This window comes from Bacteroides zoogleoformans (genome assembly GCF_002998435.1).
Classification (GTDB): Bacteria; Bacteroidota; Bacteroidia; order Bacteroidales; family Bacteroidaceae; genus Bacteroides; species Bacteroides zoogleoformans.
Map to the genome: position 1 here is coordinate 752,960 of NZ_CP027231.1, position 23,196 is coordinate 776,155.

Consider the following 23,196-nt stretch of genomic DNA (forward strand, 5'->3'; position numbering starts at 1 on the left):
AGGTAGTGCAAATCGAAGACAATACGAAATAAACCCGTTTATTTCTATTGTTGAGGTGCAGCCTACTTTCTCAAAAGTTAATACTATTTCTTCCGTCCTGAAAATTTCCTGCTCGTGTTCCTTTCGGGGAACACGAAAGTCGTGTTATAGTCCCCGTCAAAGGCGACTATGGCGTCGAAGCTCTTGCCCTGCTTGCTCTTGAAGCCTTTGAGCAGCTTCGTATGCCCGTCGGTGAGCAGGTCTTTGATCTCGTCATCGGAAAGGGTGCGGTTCGCTTTCAGGCGGAACACGGGCAGCCCGCACTCCGCGTTGTCGCAGCGTACCACCTTGCCGTAGAACTGCATGCTGCCCGTCCCGCACTTGGGACACTTGCAGCCGGAATCCCTGCGGGCGAACAGTTTGTCGCACGAGAGCAGTTCGGAGGTGATTTCGCGTGTGTACGCCTCTATCTCCCTGCGGAAGGTTTCGGCGGGCATTTCCCCGCGCTCGATGCGTGCCAGATTCTTCTCCCATTCGCCCGTCATGGTTACGTCGGCGATGCGCATCGTCTTCACGACCGAATAGAGGGCAAGCCCTTTTTCAGTCGGCACAAGCGATTTCTTGCAGCGTTCCATGTAGCCGCGCTTGAAGAGCGTTTCGATAATCGCCGCACGGGTGGCGGGCGTGCCGATGCCGCAGTCCTTCAACGCCTGACGGAGTGCATCGTCCTCTATGTCCTTGCCCGCCGTTTCCATTGCCGACAACAGTGTCGCTTCTGTATGCAGCGGCTTGGGTTTGGTCTTTCCCTCCGTGATGGAGCAGCCTTTCAGCGTCAGCGTGTCGCCTTCCCGCCAATCGGGGATGGAGGTTTCTTCCTTGTCCTCCACGCTATAGACGGCACGCCATCCGGCTTGCCTGATGACGCTGCCTTTCACCGTGAACTCCACTCCGGCACACTCCGCCGTGACGGTGGCGGTGTCCTTGACGCATTTTTCGGAGAAAGCCTCGATCATGCGTCCGGCAACCATCTGATAGACGGTGCTGTCCTCTTTGGAGAGGAATAGTGGCTTCTCGCCCGTGACGAGCAGGGCGTGGTGGTCCGTCACCTTGCCGCCGTCCACGCTTCTGCGTGTCGGGACGCATTTCGGCTGCACCTTGCCTTTCCATTCGGGCAAAGCCCCGATGAAGGCGAGCAGCTTGGGGATTTCGGCGAACACGTCTTCGGGTATGTAGCGGCTTCCGGTTCGCGGATAGGTGATGAGCTTCTTCTCGTAAAGCTTCTGCGCGATTTCAAGCGTCTGTTCCGCCGTGAAGCCGTGCTTGGCGTTGGCTTCCTTCTGGAGCGTCGTCAGGTCGTACAGCAGCGGTGTTTCCTCCGTCTTCTCCTTGCGTTCGGCTTTCGTGACGGTGGCTGTGCCTGCCGACTTCACCTTATTATATAGTTCCGTCGCAGGCTCTTTCTCTTTCCACTTTTCGGAAGAGGAAAACTTCACCGTTCCTTCATCGCAGCCGTCCGTTGCGATATGGAGCTGCCAGAAGGCTTCGGGCGTGAAGCGGCGGTTCTCCCAATAGCGTGCGCACACCATCGCCAACGTGGGTGTCTGCACCCGCCCGATGGAGTACGTGCCGTGTCCGGCGGCGATGGAGAGTGCCTGCGTGCCGTTGATGCCCACGAGCCAGTCTGATTCGCTCCGCGCTTTGGCGGCAAGATAGAGGTTGTCGTATTTGCCGCCCGCTTCGAGGTTGCGCAGTCCCTCGCGGATAGCCTTGTCGGTAAGCGAGCTTATCCAGAGGCGGACGAACGGGGTGGTGCATCCGGTATAATGGTAGAGGTAGCGGAAGATAAGCTCACCCTCGCGCCCTGCATCGGTCGCCACGATGATCTGTTCGCTTTCCTTGAATAGCCGGGCAACGGTCTTGATCTGCGCCACCACGCCGCTGTCGGGCTTGTAGCCCTTCTCCGTCTTTACCTGACGGGGGACGAGCGTGAAGGTGTCGGGAATGACGGGCAGATTGTCACGGACGAAACCGCGTATGCCGTAGCCGTCGGGCATGGCAAGCTGCACAAGGTGTCCGAACGCCCAAGTCACGGCGTAGCCGCCTCCCTCGAAATATCCTTCCTCTCTCTTTGTCGCGCCCACGATACGGGCGATCTCACGTGCCACAGACGGCTTTTCTGCAATGATTGTCTTCATATTCTTCTGTCGTTTTGAATTTTACAAATGTTACTTCGGATTTAGTGGCGGACACGGGATTACATCTTCATGCCCTTGTTGTTTCTTTTCTGCTGCTGTTGCTGTGCGGTGTCCTTCGGGGCGGTCTGTCCCTTCCGCAACGGCTCTTTCAGGTTCTTGGTAGCCTCGTTGGTCTTGCCCTCGCTGTTCACCGCCACCTGCGTGCGGCTCTCGTTGGAAGGGGCGACCTTCTGCGCGTTGTCGGGGTTGGTGTCGTAGCGGTACGGGCGTCCCTTCTCCGGGTTGAACTTGATGTACATCGTGGCGTGGAAGCCCTGCTTGTCGGTCACGTTCTCTAATTTCACGGCTTTGCCAGCCACGTAGTCGGCTTTCTGCTGTTCGGTGAAGTCCACGCCGCTCCATTTGCTGATGGGGCGGATGCTGCCGTCGGCGTTCGTCCACGTGTTGCGGCGTTGCTCCTTGTTCGTGCCTCCGGCATTCTCCGTACCCTGCGCCTGTCCCTGTGCGGGGGTGTTCTTCGTTTCCTGCGTCCGGGCGGTACGGGGCGACCTGCCGGTTCCCGGCACGAACTCCACGCCGCGCTGCTCCACGTTCACTTGCAGGGTGGTGACGAACTTCCTGCCGTCCTTGCGCTCGATGAGCTTGTCGCGCACGGGCAGCCCGGCACGCAGCATGTCCTGCTCCTGCTTGGTGATTTCCGTCTTGCCGATGCGTTCCGGTATGCGCACCTTGTTCGTCGGGACATCCGTGATTTCGTTCGTCTTGCGGTCAATACTGACGAACGAGGGGATGATCTCGCCCGTTTCCCTGTCCACGAGGTCCACGACCCTGCCGAGGTTGCCTGTTTCGCGCAGGTTCTTCCGGTCGTCGTCGGAGAACTTGTGTTCCTTGTACTCGTCGAGCTTCTGCTCCTTGCGGATGAAGTGCGGCACAAGGCTGACATTGCCCTCGCCGTCCTTCTTGAAGGAGAGGCGGGCGTCCAGCTCGAAAGCCTCTCCGCCGAAATTGGGCGACACCCTCACCAAGTCGGACTTGCCGTAGTTGAGCATTCTGTTAAGGTCGCCCGACTTTTCAAGGTCGTCGCGCTTCACGCCCCATTTCTCCTCCAACTCCTGCCAGTTGATCTTGCTCTCGTCGATGGGCTGGTAGCCCCGGTTGCCCTGCGTCTGCTGCGGGCTTTCCTGATTCTGTTCGTTTTTCTGTTCCATCTCTTCCTGTTTTTTAGGTTCGTCATCTTGTTTCTGTTCCGGTTGTTCCTGCTTTTCGGCGGACTGCTCCTCCTGTACTTTCTTTTCGTAGCCGGAGGTGTCCACCTTGTGGGGCGCAAGCAGTTCCTTGTTGCCGTCGGGGTCTTTCAGCAAGTCCTTGATAACCTCCAGCAGCTTGTCGGCTTGGTCCGCCGCGACACGGTAGAAACCGAAGCGGCTGGGTTCCTTGCACTGCCGGAAGAAGTTCTTGAAGAAGTTGTCCAGCACGTCGCCGTGCCGGTCGAATTGCAGGAAACTCTGCGCGTTCTCCGCTTTCGCGGGGATGCGCTTGGGGGAGCCGTCGGCGTTCAGCCCGGCTACCACGCTGATTTCGCCCGTCTTCTCGTCACGGACAACCAGCACGTCCTTTTCGTCTTTTTTCTTTGCCATCTGAAAAATGTTTTAATGGTTATTTTTGAAAGAAATTATGGATACGGGCCTTGTAGAAGGCTATATCTTCCTTGCGGAAGTCCTTTACATGTTCGGAGAGGAACGTCAGCACGTCCGCCTCGCTGTAATAGGTCTTTTTGCCGAGCGTCTTGTAAGGCAGCGCGCCGATGCTGCGGTAGCGTTGCAGGGTGCGCTTGCTGATTTGGAGCAGCATGCACAGGTCTTGGTTGTCGAAAAGCCTGATCCCGTTCATCGGGTTCGGGGCTTTGCCGGACGGCTGCATGGAGAGCAGCATCTCGTCCTGACGGTCGAGCCGTTCCATCACCTTCTGCATCCAGTTCTCGAAATTGTTGCGGGTAAGCAGTTCCATGTCCTACGTCCTCCTTCCTTTGGGTCTGCCGCCCGTGCGCAGCGTGTGGTTGCGTTTCAGCTGTTCCGGTGTCGCGGCTTCGCCCGTGACGGTGCTGTCTTCGAGCAGGCGGTCTATTTCAGACTGCCGGTAGCGGCACTTGCCGCGCAGCACGACATAGGCGATGCGCTGTTCGCTGCGCATGCGCTGGAGGGTGCGGCAACTCACGTTCAGCAGGTGCGCCGCCTCGCGGGTGGTGAGCAGCCTGTCGGGGGATTCTTCCTTCCTACCGCCGGAAACGGCACGCACGTGTGCCGCTATCTCGGCTATCTGTTCCGTCAATGCGGTGAAGGCGGAACTTTCCATCGTTATCACTTTCATATTCAGTCCTTTCTTTTGGTTTATTTGCATGAACATAGGCTGCGCCTCGGCATACCGTTCAAGCGAGCTTGACGTGCTGCGCTCGGCTTGCGCTATGTTTCTGCGACAAAATTCGGCAATAAACCAAAGGGGCTTTAACAGCTCACTACGTGGCTCACGTAAGATTTTTACGGATAATGGCTCCGTAACCCGGACAGACGACGCAACAAGCTGCCTTTTAGTGGGAAACGGCACGTGTTCAAGGCGGCTTCGTTACCTTTGCGGCAAACTCTGAAATGTTTTGCTTATGGAAATAGTATCTATCGAGAAAAAGACCTTCGAGATGATGGTGGCGTCCTTCAACGCCCTCGCGGAGAAGGTAGCCGCCCTGAGGCGCAGGAGCGACGGCGGGCGGATGGAAAGGTGGCTCACGGGCGAGGAGGTCTGCGGGCAGTTGAGGATCAGCCCGCGCACGTTGCAGACCTTGCGTGACAGGCGGCTTATCGGCTACTCGCAGATTAACCGCAGGTTCTATTACAAGCCGGAGGAGGTCAAAAAGCTCATTCCGCTTGTCGGCACGCTCTATCCCTGCGGGAAATGATTTGATTTTTATTATTCACAACCCACTGAATCCGAAATGATGATGAACGAGAACAATGAAGTGTTTACAATGGAGGACGAGCCGCTTGCCTCCGTCGTGCAGAACATGCGCAAAGGCTCGAAATGGCTCTCCGCCTTTCTGGAAAGTTACCGCCCGCCGTTGGACGGGGAACGTTACCTGACGGACAGGGAGGTGGCGGAACTGCTCCGTGTCAGCCGCCGCACCTTGCAGGAGTACCGCAACAACAGGGTGCTGCCCTTTATCCTTTTGGGAGGGAAGGTGCTTTACCCCGAATCGGGGTTGCGTGAGCTGCTGGAGGCGAACTACCGCAAGCCGATGGAATAAGGCGGCTGCATGAAAAAAAAGGAAACGGGCAACTCCTTCACGGGGCTGTCCGTTTCCTTTTTATTCTTATTATTATATGTCTTCTGCGTTTTCAGCAATACCCGGCTTTTCCGTTCTGTATGAACATCACGTATGCCTGCCGCTTTTCCTTCGAGAGTGCTTTCTCTACCAGCCACGTGCGGAACACGTGTGCATGGTAGGTGTTCAGCCGGAAGGCAACGGGGATGATGATTTCAAGCGAGTAAACATCCGCGTGCAGCCCGTTTTCAAGCCGCATGTAGCGGCACACCTCGTAGTCGTTCAGCACGTCCGGCTTGCGGACGGCTCTGATGGCGGCGTTCACAGCCGGGACGCCCGTGTGGAACAGTCCGGCGATTTCTGTGGCGGTCATCCATATCTCGTTACCGGTTACGCTGACCGTGTTGTCCTCTATGATGATGGTTCCTCGTGTCATGGCTTCTCTGTTTTTAGATGGTGCAACATGAAAATTCCTCGATGCCGTTCAACCTTGCGGCAAGGTTCTCCATGTCTTGGTTGAGCTTCTCTTTGGTGATTTTCGCGTATATCTGCGTCGTCTTTATGCTCTTGTGTCCCAGCATGGAACTCACCGTTTCGATGGGTACGCCGTTGGAGAGGAACACCGTCGTGGCTGCCGTGTGGCGGCTCTGATGCCACGTGATATGCTTGGTGATACCGCAACGCTTGGCGACGGAACGGATTCCGGCAAGGCACGTGTTGTAGTGGGGAACGGGGAAAATCCTGCCGTTCCCGCACAGACCCCGGTATTTGTCGATGATGCGCTTTGCGATGTCGAGCAGGCGGATATTGGACACCACGCCCGTCTTCTGGCGGTTGATGTTTATCCACTCGTGTTCGTCGAAGTAGGTATGGATGTTCTCTTCCGTCAGGTTGCGCATGTCGGCGAACGACAAGCCCGTGAAGGCGCAGAACAGGTAGAGGTCGCGGTAAAGCTCCTGCTTGGCGTTTTTCAGCCTGCCCTCCATCAGCAGCCGGATTTCCTCTTTCGTCAGGAAACTGCGTGTCGTTTCCTCCTTCTTGATTTCATACTCCCGGAACGGGTCGCGTGTGAGCCACTCGTTGTTGATGGCGATGAACACCATCGTCCGCAAGGGGCAGACATACAGCCACACGGTATTGGTGCAGCAGTGCTTGTCCGTGCGTAGGAACATCTCGAAGTCGGAGATGAAAGCGGGCGTAAGCTCTTTCAGCGCGATGTCCTTCACGCGGTAGCGGATGGTGAGGAATTCTTGCAGGTGCTTGTAAACGGTCTTGTACTTCAGGAGCGTGCCTTTGGCTTTCATGCCAGCCTCCACCTGTTTCTCGTAGTCCTCGTTGTGCTGGCGGAACACCTGCATCAGCGTGTGGTAGCGGTGTTCCAGTCCGAGAAAGGCGTTCTTGACCTTCTCCGCCGTGACGAAATTGTCACGCTCCATGATTTCCTGATAATGTCTGTTGATGCGCACACGCATCTTGTCGAGCATGCGGTTCGTTTCGAGTGCCGCCGTGCTTCTGCCCGTGACACGTCCCCCTTTGGTGTCCCACAGCTTGGGATCGACGGTCAGTTTGCAACTGAACTGCGTCTGGCTGCCGTCCACCGTGATGCGTCCCATGACGGGTACTGTCCCGTCCTTTTTCACTACCTGACGTTTGAGGTAGTAGATTACTGAAAATGTACTCTTCATCGTCCTTAATTTTTTTAGGTTCAAAATTAGTCGGTGAAGAGTCCGTCGCCGGTACGCAAAACGGGGAGGAACGGCGCAATCTTTTTCCGTAACCGGATTTGTTGCGTGGGTTGTCAATAACTCACTAATCCTTAACGCCTTGTTTCGTTATCCGTGTCCGTTTGTCGCCTTTTCGGGCATGGTTACGGACAAGTAACGTAGCGGCGTCCTGATTTGGCTTTAGGGGTGATTGCGATGGCTTCACGAATAATCGGAAGCACAACTGAAACCCTTGTAACTCAATTCTATCACTATATCTTTCCGCATTTCACTTTTTTGTAGTAACTTTGTGCCCAAAATATTAAAATTATTATTGTGTACGAACACAGATGAGAGATCATCAAATAGAATAAAGCTGTATGGAAAGAATCAGAATCAAAGATATAGCTAAACTGGCGGATGTATCGGTAGGAACCGTTGACCGTGTGATTCACAGGCGAAGCGGCGTTTCCGAAGCCAGCCGCAAACGGGTGGAGGAAATCTTGAAGCAACTGGATTATCAGCCCAACATGTATGCCAGCGCATTGGCGTCGAACAAGAAGTATGCTTTCGCCTGCCTGCTGCCACAGCACGAAGAAGGAGAATATTGGACGGATGTGGAAACCGGAATACACAATGCTATGGAGACTTATTCGGACTTCAACGTTGCCGTACAGATATCCTACTACGACCCGTATGACTACCACTCGTTTGCCAAGGCGTCCGAACAGATTCTGGTCCAGCGACCGGACGGTATAATGTTTGCCCCCACCATTCCGCAATATACCAAACCCTTCACTGAGGAACTGAAGTCGCAAGGCACACCTTATATATATATAGACTCAAACATCAAAGAAGAACCCGCCCTCTCCTTCTTCGGACAAGACTCGCACCAAAGCGGCTATTTCGCGGCTCGTATGCTGATGTTATTAGCCGGAAAAGATGCGGAAGAAGTGGTCATCTTCCGCAAGATCAACGAGGGTATCGTGGGGTCTAATCAGCAGGAACGCCGCGAGATAGGATTCAAAAAATATATGCAAGAATATCATTCCTCTTGCCGTATCCTTGAATTGAATCTCCATGCCAAACGCAATGGAGAAGACGCACGGATGTTGGATGAGTTTTTTATGAATCATCCCGACATAAAGAATGGAGTCACCTTCAACTCCAAAGCATACGTCATCGGCGAATATCTCCTGAAAAAACAAAAAACAGACTTTAACCTCATGGGTTATGACTTGTTGCAACGCAATGTGGATTGCCTGAAACGGGGAAGCATCTTCTTCCTCATTGCCCAGCAGCCTACCCGGCAAGGATTTGACGGCATCAAGGCACTATGCGAACATCTCATCTTGAAAAAAGAAATAGCAAGAGAACACTTCATGCCCATCGACTTGCTGACCAAAGAGAATATTGATTTTTACTATAACAAATAATCGCATTTGCAAGCAGACGATGTATAATCATGCCGCATGAATAAAAAACTGATGCATGAAATACAGATAAACGATACGTTGCAAGTGGTGAAACATAAATAAAAATAACCTATATGTTGGAAACAAAGTTCTTGAAAATTAATCCGACCGACAATGTAGCGATAGCCATCTCCGCACTCTCAGCCGGTGAAACAATCACGATAGACGGCAAGAATATCATTCTGAACGAGGACATTCCCGCCGGACATAAATTTGCATTGAAAGATTTTGCGGAAGGAGAAAATATCATTAAATATGGCTATCCCATAGGACATGCGATGAAAGTACAAAAAGAAGGCGATTGGATGAACGAGCACAACATCAAAACCAATCTCTCCGGACTGCTGGAGTATTCCTACCGACCTGTCAATGCCGATTTGGATATACCCAAAAAGCACCTGACTTTCAAAGGATACCGACGCAAAAATGGTGATGTAGGCGTGCGAAACGAGATATGGATCATCCCCACGGTGGGCTGCGTAAACGGCATTATCAGCCGACTTGCCGAAAGTTTGCGTCGCGAAACGGGAGGCAAAGGAGTGGACGCCATCATGGCCTACCCGCACAACTACGGCTGCTCACAGCTGGGCAAAGACCACGAAAACACCAAGAAGATTCTTCGCGACATGGCGCTACATCCCAATGCAGGGGCCGTACTCGTGGTGGGGCTGGGATGTGAAAACAACCAGCCGGACGTGTTCCGCGAGTTTCTGGGAGATTTTGACCCGGAGCGCATAGAGTTCATGGTCAGCCAGAAAGTGGGCAATGAGTATGAGGAAGGCATGAAACTGCTCCGCAAACTCTACGCAAAAGCCAGCCAAGACCAACGCGAGGACATCCCGTTGAGCGAACTACGAGTAGGTTTGAAGTGTGGCGGGTCGGATGGTTTCTCCGGCATCACGGCCAATCCGCTGCTGGGCATGTTCTCCGATTTTCTGATAGCCCAAGGTGGTACAAGTGTACTGACGGAGGTGCCCGAAATGTTTGGTGCGGAAACCATACTGATGAACCGTTGCCGCACCAAAGAGTTATTTGAGGAGACCGTAAAACTCATCAACGACTTTAAGGAGTATTTCCTCTCGCACGGCGAACCGGTAGGCGAAAATCCTTCGCCGGGCAATAAGGCTGGAGGCATCTCCACGCTGGAGGACAAAGCGCTGGGATGTACGCAGAAATGCGGCAAGAGCTACGTGGAGGGAGTACTTCCGTACGGCGAACGCTTGAAAGTGAAAGGACTGAACTTACTATCCGCTCCGGGCAACGATTTGGTCGCCGCCACTGCCCTCGCCTCGTGCGGTTGCCACATAGTACTGTTCACCACGGGCCGCGGAACACCGTTTGGAACCTATGTGCCTACCATGAAGATTTCCACCAACTCCACACTGGCCAAGAACAAACCGGGCTGGATTGATTTCAATGCGGGAGTAATCGTTGAAAACGAGGCGATGGAAAAAAACTGCGAATGCTTCATCGACTACATCATCAAGGTGGCAAGCGGCGAGTTCGTGAACAACGAAAAGAATGGATACAAGGAAATCGCCATCTTCAAGACGGGAGTAACGCTATAAAACACCCTCGCTGTGCGTAAAAAGAAAAAAACAGAAGAAATCTTTGGCTATCAAAAGGGAAAAACGTACCTTTGCGCCGCTATTACGAGATAATAGCATAATTCAAATCATTAATCAAAACATTTTAATTAAATGGCAACAAAAATCAGATTGCAAAGACATGGACGTAAAAGCTATGCTTTCTACTCTATCGTGATTGCAGACGTAAGAGCACCACGTGATGGTAAATTTATTGAAAAGATTGGTACTTACAACCCTAACACCAATCCCGCCACAGTAGATTTGAAATTCGACCGCGCACTCGACTGGGTACTGAAAGGTGCACAACCCACCGACACCGTCCGTAACATTCTTTCCCGTGAAGGCGTTTACATGAAGAAACACCTCCTTGGCGGTGTGGCTAAAGGCGCATTCGGCGAAGCCGAAGCCGAAGCAAAATTCGAAGCTTGGAAGAACAACAAACAAAGCGGTCTGGCTGCTCTGAAAGCAAAGGAAGAAGATGCCAAGAAAGCCGAAGCAAAAGCCCGTCTGGCAGCTGAGAAAAAAATAAACGAAGAAAAAGCCAAAGTATTAGCTGAAAAGAAAGCCGCTGAAGAAGCCGCTAAAGCCGCAGCCCAAGCACCTGCAGAAGAGGCTCCGGCAGCCGAAGAAGCTCCTGCTGAAGAAACTGCTGCTGAATAATTAGCAATATAAAATAGGATTAAAATGATAAAATCCTCTCCGGTTCATATCGGAGAGGATTTTTATTTATTATCTTTGTTGCTATATTATTTTCACAAAAAAAGAATAGCATGAAAAAGTTTACTTATCTACTGGCTGCTGCCGCTGTGTTTGCAGCTTGTAACAGCGAAAACAAAGGTTACACCATAACCGGAACCGTAGATGGTGCAGCCGACGGCGACACCGTATATCTGGGAAGTATGGAAGGACGCCAATTCGTGAAACTGGACTCCACCACCATCAAAGGCGGAACGTTTACCTTCGAGGGTAAGCAAGACACTGCCGTAAACCGCTACATCTCTTATAAAGCAGAAGGAAAAGAAGGGGCGACCATTGACTTCTTCCTCGAAAACGGCAAAATCAACATTAAACTCTCCGAAGGAAACAATTCGGCCACCGGTACGGCAAACAACGATGCTTATCAAGAAATCAGAACGCAAGTCAACGCACTGAGCAAACAGATGATGACCATCTACGAATCCATGTCGGACACCACCCTGACCGACGAAAAGCGCGAAGCCAACAACAAGGAAATGGAAAGCCTGGAGGAGAAGATGATAGAAGCCATCAAAGCCGGAATCAACAAGAACATCGCCACCCCCGTAGGCGTACAGCTGCTCAAGCAGAATTACTACTACATGGACGTGAAAGAGCTTGACCCGCTTATGCCGCAGATTCCCGCCGCTTTCGATAGCGACGAAACCATCGTCAAAATCAAAAACAATGTAGAAAAGATGAAAGCCACTGCCGTAGGCCAAAAGTTTACGGACTTCGAAATGCAGTCTCCGGAAGGCAAAACCGTGAAACTGTCCGACTACGTGGGCAAAGGCAAAGTGGTGCTCGTTGACTTCTGGGCAAGCTGGTGCGGACCATGCCGCCGCGAAATGCCCAATCTGGTAGATGCTTACGCCAAATACAAAAACAAGAACTTCGAAATCGTGGGCGTATCTTTAGACCAAAGCGCCGACGCATGGAAAGAAGCCATCAAGAAGCTGAACATTACCTGGCCGCAAATGTCCGACCTGAAATACTGGAACTGCGAAGGCGCTCAACTATATGCCGTAAGCAGCATTCCTCACACCGTACTGATTGACGGTGAAGGGGCCATCCTTGCACGCGGACTGCATGGCGACGAAATTCAGAAAAAGCTGGCCGAACTACTGAAGTAAGCTCTCCCTACTCAGTAGTCAAAAAATAAGGACATGCGGTTTAAAAAGATATTTTTAGACGCGGATTTCGCAGATTCCACGGATTTTCAGTTTACAAAAACCGTGTTGATTCGCGAAACCCGCGCCCGTCGTATATCATAACGCAACGCAACGAATGAAGAGTATGAGATTGTGAGTCACAAAGTGTAGGATTACAAGTCACGAAATGCGGGTTTTCAGCCGATGACATGCAGAGCGGAAGAAGTTCTCCGCCATGCCAGACTCCTCGTTTTTCGCCTGCCTCAAGAAAAAATACGTTCCACCATTATCATCCCAAGCCGCACGGTTTCCCACTGCTTCTCTTCATCGGCAAGCGACGAAGAAAGAAGTGCATTGGCATCCGGCAAACACAAGGTGAAACGTTTCAGAGGAATATAATTCAATACACTTTCTGTTTTGGCCTGCAATCCATCTAATTCGTCTTCGTCAGGATAATGAGACAGGACAAAACCGAAAACAGCCTCTTTTTCGTGTATGAACCAAAGCAGACGGTTGCGGTCGCAGGCACCGCAATCATAGTTCAGAAAATAAGCATCGGCACCATGCAATTGCACCAGCATATCGGTAGGTGCATGAAAAGCCACATACATCCCCGCAGGACGTTCGCGCAAAACACGGTTGTTCAGCCTGACGGTCTCTTCCATGATGACGGAATGCACCCCGTCAAACTGTATATAGCGGCAACCGGCATCGTAGAGCCAACCAAGCAGGGTTTTATAGCAAGAAGCAATGTCATCCGTCAATTGCCGGATGTCGGGATATACCATTTCCAATTGAGACCGCTCCACCCGTTGAAGAATCTGTGTCATGACTTCGGCCGGCGAAGGAACGTGCTGCTTCTTCATCACATCCTCTCCCGCTACGGACACCAAAAAGGCAAATTCCTCCAGAACGGGATGCCGAAGCAGGCCGAGCCTTCCTGTAATCTCCAAAAGAGAGCCTTCGGAGAAAAGACGATTGTCCTTTGAGCGGATGCCTTCCCAACTTTCCAAAAAATCGCGGGTGCGAAAACCGCCATCAGACACCACTTTCATGCCTCCCTGCTTCAGACGCTCCACGAGACGACGCACTTCCGCGTCCTCAACCGCCTGCAAAGTTTGCCGGCCCATTTTTCCTTCGTAATACTGTTTGCGGGCATCCTTCAGCACAGAGGGCACACAGAACGCCCCGGCTATATCAATCTTGAGTGGAAGAGACACATTGGCCATATTCATCCTTTTTTTGATTATTGTAAAAAACGAACGGCGCTTTGCCCGGATTTCACAGGAAGCAAAGCCACACATCCGTGAAAGAGAACTCTCAAAAAAAACCGATTAGCCGCAAATATAACCAAAGAATTTGAAAATACACCATCTCATCAAAATATTTATCTTCATTTGACATTTCGAAATTCATCAGCCGTCAAAAAAGAGTTCGGCGCACAACAACAAACATTTTAGAAAACTTTATTTCGCCAGAAGTTTCCACATTTCTAAACGAAAACAATTAACAATCAACCGATTAACACTTTTTAAAGCGACAAAAGTTTCCCAAAAACATAAACTTATAAATAAGAATGATAACTTTGTTTCCACAATTACTCTAAATAACCAATCCCGTTTTAAGCATAAAAAGTTATGATACAAACAGTACTAAAGCGTGATGGACGCATCGTCGGCTTCAACGAAGAAAAGATAGCCACGGCCATCCGTAAGGCCATGCTGCACACCGATAAGGGTGAAGATTTACAGCTGATACACCAGATTACAGACCACATCTCCTTCAAAGGAGACTCTCAGATGACAGTGGAAGCCATTCAGGACATGGTGGAACTGGAACTGATGAAGAGCAGCCGCAAAGACGTGGCCCAAAAGTACATAGCATACCGCAACCAGCGAAGCATCGCCCGCAAAGCAAAGACGCGCGACATGTTTCTGGAAATCATCAATATCAAATCCAACGACATCACGCGCGAGAACGCCAACATGAATGCCGACACCCCGGCCGGCATGATGATGAAGTTTGCCAGCGAAACCACCAAACCGTTTGTCGACGACTATTTGCTGAGCGAAGAAGCGCTGGAAGCCGTCAGCCACAACTACCTGCACATCCACGACAAGGATTACTACCCCACCAAGAGCCTGACCTGCGTGCAGCATCCGCTGGACCATATTCTGAAATACGGTTTCTCTGCCGGACACGGAGAATCGCGCCCGGCCAAACGCATCGAAACCGCCAGCATCCTTGGCTGCATTTCGCTGGAAACGGCCCAAAACGAGATGCACGGCGGACAAGCCATTCCTGCATTCGACTTCTATCTGGCGCCCTACGTCCGAAACAGCTACATCGAGGAAATCAAGAATCTGGAAGAGCTTAACTGCAAGGATTATTCACACCTCTACCAAAAGGAACTGACCGATTATTTGCAGCAGCCTCTGGACGGGCTGACTGACGAGAAACGCATCGTGCAGCATGCCGTCAACAACACGGTGGCACGCGTGCATCAGGCCATGGAAGCATTTATACACAACATGAACACCATCCACTCGCGCGGCGGTAATCAGGTGGTGTTCAGCTCCATCAACTACGGCACGGACACTTCGGCAGAGGGGCGCTGCATCATCCGCGAACTGCTGAAAAGCACCTATCAGGGCGTGGGAAACGGCGAAACCGCCATCTTCCCCATACAGATATGGAAGAAAAAACGGGGCGTCAGCTACCTGCCGGAAGACCGCAACCACGACCTCTACCAGTTGGCCTGCAAAGTCACGGCACGCCGTTTCTTCCCCAACTTCCTGAATCTGGACGCCACCTTCAACCAAAGCGAAGAGTGGAAAGCCAACGACCCGAAGCGCTATCAGCACGAGGTTGCCACCATGGGATGCCGCACCCGTGTCTTCGAGAACCGTTTCGGCCCGAAGACGTCCATCGGACGAGGAAACCTCTCCTTCTCCACCATCAACATTGTCCGTCTGGGCATCGAGTGCATGGAGATAGAAAATAAAGAACAACGCATCGCCCGTTTCTTTTCCCGGCTGGACTACATGCTCGAAGTCACCGCACGCCAACTGCACGAGCGCATGGAATTCCAAAAGACAGCTTTCGCCAAGCAATTCCCGTTGCTGATGTCCGCCTTGTGGATAGGCAGCGACAAACTGAAGCCCAATGACACCATTGCCCCCGTCATCAATCAGGGAACGCTGGGCATCGGCTTCATCGGATTGGCCGAGTGTCTCGTGGCTCTCCTCGGAAAGCACCACGGCGAATCGGAGGAAGCACAGGAACTTGGACTGAAAATCGTGACCTACATGCGCGACCGGGCCAATCAGTTCTCCGACCAATATCAGCACAATTACAGCATTCTGGCCACCCCGGCCGAAGGATTGTCGGGCAAGTTCACCCGCATAGACCGCAAGAAGTTCGGAATGTTGCCGGGCATCACCGACCGCGAATATTACACCAACTCCAATCACGTGCCCGTGTATTACAAATGCAGCGCCCGCCACAAGGCCGAAGTCGAAGCCCCCTATCACGACCTCACCCGGGGCGGCCACATCTTCTATGTGGAGATTGACGGCGACGCCACCCACAATCCGGAAGTTATCATGCGCGTGGTGGACATGATGGACTGCTACAACATCGGGTACGGCTCGGTGAACCACAACCGCAACCGTTGTCTGGATTGCGGTTACGAAAACTCCGTTCCGAATCTGGAAGTATGTCCCAAATGCGGCAGCAAGCACATAGACAAGCTGCAGCGCATCACCGGCTATCTGGTAGGCACTACCGACCGGTGGAACAATGCCAAGCTGGCCGAACTGAACGATAGAACGATACACGAGTAAATACAGCCATGCTTTCCATTCTTGATATATTAGAAGATACCACAGTGGACGGTCCGGGATTCCGGACCGCCATTTATGCCGCCGGATGCCCCAACCGATGTCCCGGATGCCACAATCCCGATTCGTGGGACATCAACCGAGGACGCCGGATGAGCGTCGACGAGATTCTGGAAAAAGTGCTTGCCGACAATTTTGCAGACGTCACCTTCAGTGGCGGCGACCCCATGTTTCAGCCCGAAGGCTTCGCCCAACTGGCATACGCCATCAAAAAACAGAGCCGGAAAAACATCTGGTGCTATACGGGATATACTTTTGAAAAGCTGCTGAACAATCCGCGCCAAGCCAAGCTGCTGGAATACATCGACGTGCTGGTGGACGGAAAATTCAAAGAAGAGCTGCGGGATGAAGAGCTCTACTTCCGGGGAAGCCGCAACCAGCGTCTGATAGACGTGCAGGCTTCGCTGAAAAGGAACGAAACCGTGACCTACAACTACAATCCCAAGATTTAGAAGCTGTCTTGAAATTACCTTAGTTCCTGTTTAAATTCTCACAGAAAAGTTTTTTACCCGGCTTGCTTTAAGTCTATTTTCGGTCTATTTTCTGTTTTCAGGAAGGACAGAGCGGAACAATCCATACCTCTTCAACACTTGCACCTACCGACAACGCACACTTGTACAAGTGATAGCTTACACTCCTACAAGTGAAAGGCTACACTTGTACAAATAAAAAGCGATGCTTGTACAAGTGTGGCCTCTCACTTGTACAAGCGTAAGTCGCTTGTTATCAGCAATAATTATTTCCATCAGCCCGCGTCCTCCTCATTGCGCTCCGTCACCCGAAAATGTGTAAAGGGCATACAGCATCCCCATTAATAGGTAGGCCGAGAAACATCTCTACACAAAACAAGCTAACCAAAAATAGGGAGCTGCACACCGTGAAAAGCCCCACAAGTAGGTATTTCACATTCTCCGGCAAAGGCTTTACTTTGCAGCAGACAAATTAATTATTTTATTCACGATGAAGAAAACAGGTGTTTTTTATGGTTCCAGCACCGGAACCTGCGAAGAGTTGGCTACTCAGATAGCCGGGAAATTAGGCGTTTCCTCCGCTGACGTACACAGTGTGGACAAGATGACCGCCGAACTGATTCAGGAATACGAGGTATTGGTATTGGGAACTTCGACGTGGGGTGACGGCGAATTGCAAGACGACTGGTACGACGGTATGAAAGTGCTGAAAAGCGCAGATCTTTCCATGAAGTTTGTCGCTCTGTTCGGATGTGGAGATTCAGAATCCTACTGCGACACATTCTGCGACGGTATCGGAATACTTTATGAAGACCTGAAAGACTCCGGATGCACGTTCTTGGGCAATAAAGTCAGTCCGGACGATTATTCTTTCTCTTCATCCATCGCTGTGGTGAACGGCGCTTTCGTAGGGCTTGCCCTCGACGAAGTGAACGAAAGCCACAAAACCGCCGGGCGTATCGATGCTTGGACGGCCGAACTGAAGAGCAAGCTTTAAGGCTTGTTCAAAATATCCTTTTGATTTTTTCTTTGCATGTGTTTATTATATGACGATATCATCCGCCGACATTCTGCCCGCAGACCTGAAAGTCTTTCTGAACCACGTCTATGAGTTCAAGAAGGGAGTTCGCCAGATGGTGCTCTATACTGTCAACCGCAAATACGAAGAATTTGCCACAGCCCGTCTGAGAAATCAGAAGATAGAGTACCTTATCCAGCCGGTAGACAAAAATAAAATTAATCTATTCTTCGGAAGACCGGAGTGTATACACGCTATCCGTTGCATGGTGACCCGCCCGCTGAATCAACTGACACCCGAAGAAGACTTCATTCTCGGTGCCATGTTGGGTTATGATATCTGTGCCCAGTGCGAACGTTATTGTGCACGCAAAAACAAGAGTATGACAAGTGCATAATTTCCCCGAACGTTTCGGCACAAAAAATGAAGCCGCAAGGATGTCGTAAAGACATTTTTGTGGCTTTGTTTGAGGGCATCGCATCAAAACCGTGTAATCAGCACTTTTGTCATACCGTTCGGAGAGTACGTTCAGAAAAACGGTTTCTCTTTTGAATCACACAGGTGAATGATGTTTTTCGGGTTAACTTTACAGAAGCGAAAGAAGGCTGTCCCGTTTCTCTCCGAGGACAGCCTTCTTCTTTCAGCATCGCGTGCTCAAACTCAAATGAACCAGCGAACGTAGCAGAAATCCTGACGGTGAGGCAGGTCGGCATTCTTCGGGAACATACGGTAGGATACCTTGAAGCTGCCGGCATTCTCCAGCTTGTGCTTCACCCTGAACGTATATAGGTTGCCCTCCTTCTTCACCACCTCGAACGGCTCTACGGAGTAGACGTGCTGCTGACCGTCGTGAGCCATATAAGTAGTTACCAGTTCCAGACCGACAGCATCGTTCAATCCCTTCTCGTTGATGACGTAAGTAATGGTATATTCCTTACCGCTCTCGATGGAACCCTTCATCAAATCTTCCGTCATTTCGGAAGACACCACTTCGATGCTATCCCACTTCCCGGCCACTTCTTCCTTCCAAGCTGCAATCTCTTTGGCTTTGGCATAACCATCGGCGGCCAGCGTCTTGAAACGTTCGGCCTGCTTGTTGTAGAACTTGCTGAAGTAATCGTCCAACTGGCGCTTCATGGTGTAATGAGGAGCAATCCGGGCGATGGAGTTCTTGATGGTTTTCACCCATCCTTCGGAATAACCTTTCTTGTTGCGCGCATAATACAGAGGCAGGATTTCCTGTTCGAGGATGCTGTAAATGGTGGCGGCATCCAGTTGGTCCTGATGCTCCTGATTTTGATAAGTACGCTTTTCGGTCAACGCCCAGCCTGCACCTTCGCGGTAGCCTTCCAGCCACCAGCCATCGAGTACGGAGAAGTTCAGCACACCGTTCATCAGCGCTTTCTCGCCGGAAGTTCCGGATGCTTCGAGCGGACGGGTCGGCGTGTTCAGCCAGATATCCACACCCGAAACCAGACGGCGAGCCAACTGCATATCGTAGTTCTCCAAGAAGATAATCTTGCCGAGGAATTCGGGACGACGGGAGATTTCAATGATGCGCTTAATCAATCCCTGACCTGCGCCATCGTGGGGATGAGCCTTGCCGGTGAACAGGAATTGTACCGGATAATCGGGATTGTTCACAATCTTGGACAGACGCTCCAAGTCGGTAAACAGCAGGTGTGCACGCTTATAGGTGGCGAAACGACGGCCGAAACCTATCATCAACGCGTTCGGATTAATCTTGTCCAGCAAAGAAACGATGCGCGAAGGATCGCCCTGATTCTTCAGCCAGCTTTCACGGTATTGCTTGCGCACGTAGTCAATCAGTTTATTCTTCATCACCATGCGCGTCTTCCAGATTTCTTCGTCGGAAACATTGTAAATAGCTTCCCAAATCTTGGGATTGGACTGGTCGTACCAGAAGTTCTCATCGAAATGCGAAGCGTAGAGATGCTTCCACTCCGTTGCGCTCCATGTGGGGAAGTGAACACCGTTGGTGACATAGCCCACGTGGCTTTCTTCGGGGAAATAGCCCTTCCAGATGGAAGCGAACATCTCCTGCGAAACCTTTCCGTGCAGCCAGCTCACGCCGTTCACCTCCTGCGAAGTGTTGCATGCAAACACCGACATGCAGAAACGCTCGTTCTTGTCGCCCGGATTATTACGTCCGAGGTCCATCAAGTCGTCCCAACTGATGCCCATCTTAGAAGGATAGCCTCCCATGTACTTCCCGAACAGGCCTTCGTCAAAGTAATCGTGACCTGCGGGCACCGGTGTGTGTACCGTGTAAAGCGAAGAGACGCGCACCAGCTCAATGGCCTGATCGTAGGTCAATCCTTCAGCCACATAGTCGCAAATACGCTGCACGTTTATCAAGGCGGCATGCCCTTCGTTGCAATGATAAATATCTTTCTTGATGCCCAGCTTCTTCAAGGTCAGCATACCTCCGATACCAAGCAGAATCTCTTGCTTCAGACGGTTCTCCCAGTCGCCGCCATAAAGCTGATGCGTGATGGGACGGTCGAACTCGCTGTTCATCTCGTTGTCCGTATCGAGCAGATAGAGGGCGATGCGTCCTACGTTCACTCTCCACACATAGGCATGCACGTAGTAGTCCATATAAGGCACATCCACCACCACTTGCTGGCCGTTTTCGTCCAACACACGGTCGATGGGTAACTGGCCGAAGTTCTGCGCTTCGTAATTGGCCACTTGCTGCCCGTCCATAGACAATGTTTGAGTGAAATAGCCGTAACGATACAGGAAACCGACCGCACACATATCGACGTTGCTGTCGGATGCTTCTTTCAGGTAGTCGCCGGCAAGCACACCCAAGCCGCCGGAGTATATTTTAAGTACATGATTCAACCCATACTCCATACTGAAATATGCCACCGACGGGCGGTTACTGTCAGGAGCCATATCCATATAAGCGCGGAATTTGGAATAAACGTCTTCCATTCTGCGCAAAATCGCCTTATCTTTGGCAAGTGCTTCGAGTTTAGCATAACTCATACGTTCCAGCAGCAGTATCGGATTCTGTCCTACTTCTTTCCAGAGCTCAGAGTCAAGATCTCTGAACAGTTCGGTGGCTTCATAATTCCATGACCACCAAATGTTGCGTGCAATTTCCGATAATTTCTCCAATTCGGGAGGAATGTGAGCCTTCACATTCACATCTTTCCAGTTCGGAGTGTTTGCATTACTAACTTTAATCTTCATTGTATGATTACTAATTGATTAATAAATCTTTAAAATTTAACAACGCTTTGCAGCATTGCGCAAGGCAATGTCGTAAGCCTCATAATAATATTGTATAAAGTGTTTCCACAAAGCCTGCTCGGCCACCCGGGCGGCACGCTTTCTTATTTCCTTGACTTCTGTTTCCGTCTTGGCAGAAAACAAGGCAATGGTATCTTTGATACCGTCAGCCACTTCAGAACAGTTGTAGTCCGAACGGTGTAGTACCTCCACGCCATCGTCTATGCCATGCTGGTTCTTCAGGCCATTCACCCAGCGTCCAAAGCCGGCGAGATCGGTAGTGATAGTAGGCACGCGGAAAGCCACACTTTCCAGCGGCGTATAGCCCCATGGCTCGTAATAGGAGGGATAAACGCTAAGGTCTTGGCCTAAAATGATGTCATAGTAATGTTTGTTGAAGATGCCGTCTTTGCCATCGAGGTAGCAAGGCACGAAAATCACTTTCACTTTATCTTCAGGACGATTTCCCATGCCGAGATATTTCAGCATATCAAGCACTTGATCGTGCGTCATGTTGCGCAACCAATGTGTGATAAAAGGACACTCCAGAGCAGTGGAGAAATTATCTTTACTCTTGAGGCGCTGCCGCAAATCTTCGCGGGGTTCTCCTACCCAACCGGGTACATTTACGAAGGCCAACACTTTCTTCTTCAGGTTTCTGTCACGGTTCAGCCGGTTCAATGCTTCGAGAAAAAGATTGATGCCTTTGTTCTTGAACTCATATCGTCCGCTGGTGCCTACAATCAGTGTGTCGTCATCCAAATCCTCGCCCAACAGGCAGTTTGCCACCCGCAACATGGCGGAACGGGCACGTTTGCGCTTGCCGGTAAAAGTAGAGCCCTTTGGCACAAAGCCGTCCTCAAAACCATTCATCAGCACCACGTCGGCCGATTTTTCGAGCAGTTCCTTGCACTCGTTGTTCGTAATTTCGCTCACTGTGGTGAAGCAATCTACATAATGGGCCGCCTGCTTCTCTATGGAATGTTTTGACTCGATATTCAGTTCTTGCGCCATCTGGTCGCCGTTGTATGCAAAAAGATAGTCATACAAAGGCTTGCCGTTGCCTGCAATGGAACGACCTATGGAGGTGGCATGGGTAGTGAAGATAGTTGCTATTTCGGGAACTGCGGCCTGAAGGTAGAGCGCCCCCATACCGGTCATCCACTCATGTGCCTGAAACACAATGCTGTCTGTCTCCAGCAGATTATAGCGACAGAAACTTTCCGTCACCTTCCCGGTGGCATAAGCAAACATAGATGCTTCATCATAATCACCATAAGCATGCAACGAATCCACCTGAAAGCGATTCCACATGTCGGTATAGATTTCGTTTTTCCGTGCGAAGAATGGGGTGAAGTCTACCAAAATAACGATGGGAGCACCGGGGATATTCCAACGTCCGATGCGGACTGAAAGGTTTTCTTTCTCGGCTGCATGCTTTCTCCATGCTGCCCAAAGAGTGTCGGACTCGACAAACAATGGATTTTCTTTTCCTTGCCAAATATCCGGTCCGATATAAAACAGCTTATCACGAAACTTTGCCTGCAAAGTAGTTGCCTTGGTGGATAAGACTGTATAGATACCGCCTACTTTATTACATACTTCCCAACTTGCTTCGAAGATATAATCGGGGGTAAGTAGTTCTTTAATCATATTTACGTTACAATCTCTTTTTCTAAAAATAATGCGGCGCAAAATTACATATTATTCTTTGAAAAATAGCCTTTTAATCGAAAAAACTAATGAAAGATGCATAAACATCACACTTGGTACCTGACAAAGTTTGGAAAGAAAGGGAGATGAAATGTGAGGACAGGAAAGAAAAAGCATGAGGAGATAAAAAGGTAGCGGACTTTGCGGATTAGCACGGTGTGTCTACCGACAAAATCCGTGAAATCCGCAAAGTCCGTGTCTATAAAGACATTATGGAGGCTTCTTGAGAATAAGCCTCTATTTTATGCTTATACCATCAATGCGGCCACCAATGCCAAGATAGCGTAAAACTCCGGAAGGGCGGCATAAATCATGGTGTTGGTCTGCACGTCGTGTCCTTGTGAAATGCCGGCGATGCCATGTGCGCAAATCTGTCCTTGGCGAATGGCCGAGAACAAACATACCAAACCTACACCCAGTCCGATGCCGAGCATCAAAGGGCCGTCCGTAGCAAAATCCCTGCCCATAGACATCAAGAAGGCCACGAAACCGTAAAGTCCCTGCGTGGCCGGAAGAGCCGACAAAATCATGTAACTGGCCGACTTGGAAGGGTCTTTCTTCAAAGCGCCTTCTGCCGCACTACCTGCTATGGTGGTGCCAAAACAACTACCAATTCCTGCAAGGGCCAACATCAGACCCAAACCGAGATAACCTAAAATTTCATTCATAATGCTTCTTCTTTTTATTTGTTT

Annotated in this window: 20 protein-coding genes; 10 read left to right on the forward strand and 10 right to left on the reverse strand. The window is 50.9% G+C overall.

Going from position 1 to position 23,196, the window contains the following annotated elements; translation table 11 throughout:
* Nucleotides 1-83: 83 nt before the first annotated feature.
* Genes C4H11_RS03255 through C4H11_RS03270 form a run of 4 tightly spaced genes read right to left on the reverse strand, consistent with a single transcriptional unit; the run spans nucleotide 84 to nucleotide 4,577 of the window.
* Nucleotides 84-2,174: a type IA DNA topoisomerase gene (locus C4H11_RS03255; protein ID WP_007366532.1), complete on the reverse strand. Its 2,091-nt coding sequence runs from the start codon at nucleotides 2,172-2,174 to the stop codon at nucleotides 84-86.
* Nucleotides 2,175-2,233: 59 nt separating this feature from the next.
* On the reverse strand, nucleotides 2,234-3,811 hold the full coding sequence (locus C4H11_RS03260; protein ID WP_007366533.1) for a DUF3945 domain-containing protein: 1,578 nt from the start codon (nucleotides 3,809-3,811) through the stop codon (nucleotides 2,234-2,236).
* 19 nt (nucleotides 3,812-3,830) lie between these two features.
* On the reverse strand, nucleotides 3,831-4,181 hold the full coding sequence (locus tag C4H11_RS03265) for a helix-turn-helix domain-containing protein (protein WP_007366534.1): 351 nt from the start codon (nucleotides 4,179-4,181) through the stop codon (nucleotides 3,831-3,833).
* Between the two features lie 3 nt (nucleotides 4,182-4,184).
* Entirely contained in the window at nucleotides 4,185-4,577 is a 393-nt protein-coding gene (locus C4H11_RS03270) for a helix-turn-helix domain-containing protein (RefSeq protein ID WP_014224631.1), read from the reverse strand.
* Nucleotides 4,578-4,827: 250 nt separating this feature from the next.
* Here C4H11_RS03270 and C4H11_RS03275 point away from each other — a divergent pair, with 250 nt between their 5' ends.
* Together C4H11_RS03275 and C4H11_RS03280 are read left to right on the forward strand one after the other, a co-directional pair.
* The gene (locus tag C4H11_RS03275; protein ID WP_007366536.1) at nucleotides 4,828-5,121 is read left to right on the forward strand and encodes a helix-turn-helix domain-containing protein; all 294 of its coding nucleotides are present in this window, start codon (nucleotides 4,828-4,830) and stop codon (nucleotides 5,119-5,121) included.
* A 39-nt stretch (nucleotides 5,122-5,160) separates the two neighbouring features.
* A complete protein-coding gene (locus tag C4H11_RS03280) occupies nucleotides 5,161-5,466 on the forward strand; it encodes a helix-turn-helix domain-containing protein (RefSeq protein WP_014224629.1) in 306 nt (101 codons plus the stop codon).
* Nucleotides 5,467-5,557: 91 nt separating this feature from the next.
* Here the strand turns inward: C4H11_RS03280 and C4H11_RS03285 are convergent, their stop codons facing one another.
* Together C4H11_RS03285 and C4H11_RS03290 are read right to left on the reverse strand one after the other, a co-directional pair.
* Nucleotides 5,558-5,920 (reverse strand): hypothetical protein, encoded by a 363-nt coding sequence (locus C4H11_RS03285; RefSeq protein WP_007366538.1) that lies wholly within the window; start codon nucleotides 5,918-5,920, stop codon nucleotides 5,558-5,560.
* A gap of 13 nt (nucleotides 5,921-5,933) precedes the next feature.
* Nucleotides 5,934-7,169, reverse strand: coding sequence for a site-specific integrase (locus C4H11_RS03290; protein WP_007366539.1), 1,236 nt, complete (start codon nucleotides 7,167-7,169; stop codon nucleotides 5,934-5,936).
* A gap of 398 nt (nucleotides 7,170-7,567) precedes the next feature.
* Here C4H11_RS03290 and C4H11_RS03300 point away from each other — a divergent pair, with 398 nt between their 5' ends.
* From C4H11_RS03300 to C4H11_RS03315, 4 genes are all read left to right on the forward strand, one after another.
* Entirely contained in the window at nucleotides 7,568-8,623 is a 1,056-nt protein-coding gene (locus C4H11_RS03300; protein WP_106040440.1) for a LacI family DNA-binding transcriptional regulator, read from the forward strand.
* Between the two features lie 116 nt (nucleotides 8,624-8,739).
* A complete protein-coding gene (locus tag C4H11_RS03305; RefSeq protein ID WP_106043082.1) occupies nucleotides 8,740-10,230 on the forward strand; it encodes a UxaA family hydrolase in 1,491 nt (496 codons plus the stop codon).
* A 132-nt stretch (nucleotides 10,231-10,362) separates the two neighbouring features.
* Complete coding sequence (locus C4H11_RS03310; RefSeq protein WP_106040441.1) at nucleotides 10,363-10,911, forward strand: 30S ribosomal protein S16; 549 nt, start codon at nucleotides 10,363-10,365, stop codon at nucleotides 10,909-10,911.
* A gap of 110 nt (nucleotides 10,912-11,021) precedes the next feature.
* Nucleotides 11,022-12,119 (forward strand): TlpA disulfide reductase family protein, encoded by a 1,098-nt coding sequence (locus C4H11_RS03315; RefSeq protein WP_106040442.1) that lies wholly within the window; start codon nucleotides 11,022-11,024, stop codon nucleotides 12,117-12,119.
* A gap of 281 nt (nucleotides 12,120-12,400) precedes the next feature.
* Here the strand turns inward: C4H11_RS03315 and C4H11_RS03320 are convergent, their stop codons facing one another.
* The gene (locus C4H11_RS03320) at nucleotides 12,401-13,372 is read right to left on the reverse strand and encodes a uroporphyrinogen decarboxylase/cobalamine-independent methonine synthase family protein (protein ID WP_106040443.1); all 972 of its coding nucleotides are present in this window, start codon (nucleotides 13,370-13,372) and stop codon (nucleotides 12,401-12,403) included.
* A 402-nt stretch (nucleotides 13,373-13,774) separates the two neighbouring features.
* On the opposite strand from C4H11_RS03320, the gene C4H11_RS03325 reads away from it, so the two are divergent.
* From C4H11_RS03325 to C4H11_RS03340, 4 genes are all read left to right on the forward strand, one after another.
* Entirely contained in the window at nucleotides 13,775-15,982 is a 2,208-nt protein-coding gene (locus C4H11_RS03325; RefSeq protein ID WP_106040444.1) for an anaerobic ribonucleoside triphosphate reductase, read from the forward strand.
* 8 nt (nucleotides 15,983-15,990) lie between these two features.
* Complete coding sequence (nrdG, locus tag C4H11_RS03330; protein ID WP_106040445.1) at nucleotides 15,991-16,491, forward strand: anaerobic ribonucleoside-triphosphate reductase activating protein; 501 nt, start codon at nucleotides 15,991-15,993, stop codon at nucleotides 16,489-16,491.
* A gap of 508 nt (nucleotides 16,492-16,999) precedes the next feature.
* Nucleotides 17,000-17,506 carry a flavodoxin FldA gene (gene fldA, locus C4H11_RS03335; protein ID WP_106040446.1) on the forward strand — a complete coding sequence of 169 codons (507 nt, stop codon included), beginning with the start codon at nucleotides 17,000-17,002 and terminating at the stop codon, nucleotides 17,504-17,506.
* Between the two features lie 49 nt (nucleotides 17,507-17,555).
* Nucleotides 17,556-17,924 (forward strand): DUF2023 family protein, encoded by a 369-nt coding sequence (locus tag C4H11_RS03340; protein WP_106040447.1) that lies wholly within the window; start codon nucleotides 17,556-17,558, stop codon nucleotides 17,922-17,924.
* Nucleotides 17,925-18,187: 263 nt separating this feature from the next.
* Here C4H11_RS03340 and C4H11_RS03345 read toward each other — a convergent pair whose 3' ends face one another.
* The 3 genes from C4H11_RS03345 to C4H11_RS03355 form a co-directional block, all read right to left on the reverse strand.
* Nucleotides 18,188-20,752 carry a glycosyltransferase family 1 protein gene (locus C4H11_RS03345; protein ID WP_106040448.1) on the reverse strand — a complete coding sequence of 855 codons (2,565 nt, stop codon included), beginning with the start codon at nucleotides 20,750-20,752 and terminating at the stop codon, nucleotides 18,188-18,190.
* A 36-nt stretch (nucleotides 20,753-20,788) separates the two neighbouring features.
* Nucleotides 20,789-22,444 carry a glycogen/starch synthase gene (locus C4H11_RS03350; RefSeq protein ID WP_106040449.1) on the reverse strand — a complete coding sequence of 552 codons (1,656 nt, stop codon included), beginning with the start codon at nucleotides 22,442-22,444 and terminating at the stop codon, nucleotides 20,789-20,791.
* 308 nt (nucleotides 22,445-22,752) lie between these two features.
* A complete protein-coding gene (locus C4H11_RS03355) occupies nucleotides 22,753-23,172 on the reverse strand; it encodes an ATPase (RefSeq protein WP_106040450.1) in 420 nt (139 codons plus the stop codon).
* Nucleotides 23,173-23,196: the final 24 nt, after the last annotated feature.

Excerpts from the sequence above, each read along its gene's own strand:
- C4H11_RS03255 (WP_007366532.1), bottom strand. The coding sequence starts at position 2,174 with ATGAAGACAATCATTGCAGAAAAGCCGTCTGTGGCACGTGAGATCGCC.
- C4H11_RS03260 (WP_007366533.1), bottom strand. The coding sequence starts at position 3,811 with ATGGCAAAGAAAAAAGACGAAAAGGACGTGCTGGTTGTCCGTGACGAG.
- C4H11_RS03265 (WP_007366534.1), bottom strand. The coding sequence starts at position 4,181 with ATGGAACTGCTTACCCGCAACAATTTCGAGAACTGGATGCAGAAGGTG.
- C4H11_RS03270 (WP_014224631.1), bottom strand. The coding sequence starts at position 4,577 with ATGTTCATGCAAATAAACCAAAAGAAAGGACTGAATATGAAAGTGATA.
- C4H11_RS03275 (WP_007366536.1), top strand. The coding sequence starts at position 4,828 with ATGGAAATAGTATCTATCGAGAAAAAGACCTTCGAGATGATGGTGGCG.
- C4H11_RS03280 (WP_014224629.1), top strand. The coding sequence starts at position 5,161 with ATGATGAACGAGAACAATGAAGTGTTTACAATGGAGGACGAGCCGCTT.
- C4H11_RS03285 (WP_007366538.1), bottom strand. The coding sequence starts at position 5,920 with ATGACACGAGGAACCATCATCATAGAGGACAACACGGTCAGCGTAACC.
- C4H11_RS03290 (WP_007366539.1), bottom strand. The coding sequence starts at position 7,169 with ATGAAGAGTACATTTTCAGTAATCTACTACCTCAAACGTCAGGTAGTG.
- C4H11_RS03300 (WP_106040440.1), top strand. The coding sequence starts at position 7,568 with ATGGAAAGAATCAGAATCAAAGATATAGCTAAACTGGCGGATGTATCG.
- C4H11_RS03310 (WP_106040441.1), top strand. The coding sequence starts at position 10,363 with ATGGCAACAAAAATCAGATTGCAAAGACATGGACGTAAAAGCTATGCT.
- C4H11_RS03315 (WP_106040442.1), top strand. The coding sequence starts at position 11,022 with ATGAAAAAGTTTACTTATCTACTGGCTGCTGCCGCTGTGTTTGCAGCT.
- C4H11_RS03320 (WP_106040443.1), bottom strand. The coding sequence starts at position 13,372 with ATGAATATGGCCAATGTGTCTCTTCCACTCAAGATTGATATAGCCGGG.
- C4H11_RS03325 (WP_106040444.1), top strand. The coding sequence starts at position 13,775 with ATGATACAAACAGTACTAAAGCGTGATGGACGCATCGTCGGCTTCAAC.
- nrdG (WP_106040445.1), top strand. The coding sequence starts at position 15,991 with ATGCTTTCCATTCTTGATATATTAGAAGATACCACAGTGGACGGTCCG.
- fldA (WP_106040446.1), top strand. The coding sequence starts at position 17,000 with ATGAAGAAAACAGGTGTTTTTTATGGTTCCAGCACCGGAACCTGCGAA.
- C4H11_RS03340 (WP_106040447.1), top strand. The coding sequence starts at position 17,556 with ATGACGATATCATCCGCCGACATTCTGCCCGCAGACCTGAAAGTCTTT.
- C4H11_RS03345 (WP_106040448.1), bottom strand. The coding sequence starts at position 20,752 with ATGAAGATTAAAGTTAGTAATGCAAACACTCCGAACTGGAAAGATGTG.
- C4H11_RS03350 (WP_106040449.1), bottom strand. The coding sequence starts at position 22,444 with ATGATTAAAGAACTACTTACCCCCGATTATATCTTCGAAGCAAGTTGG.
- C4H11_RS03355 (WP_106040450.1), bottom strand. The coding sequence starts at position 23,172 with ATGAATGAAATTTTAGGTTATCTCGGTTTGGGTCTGATGTTGGCCCTT.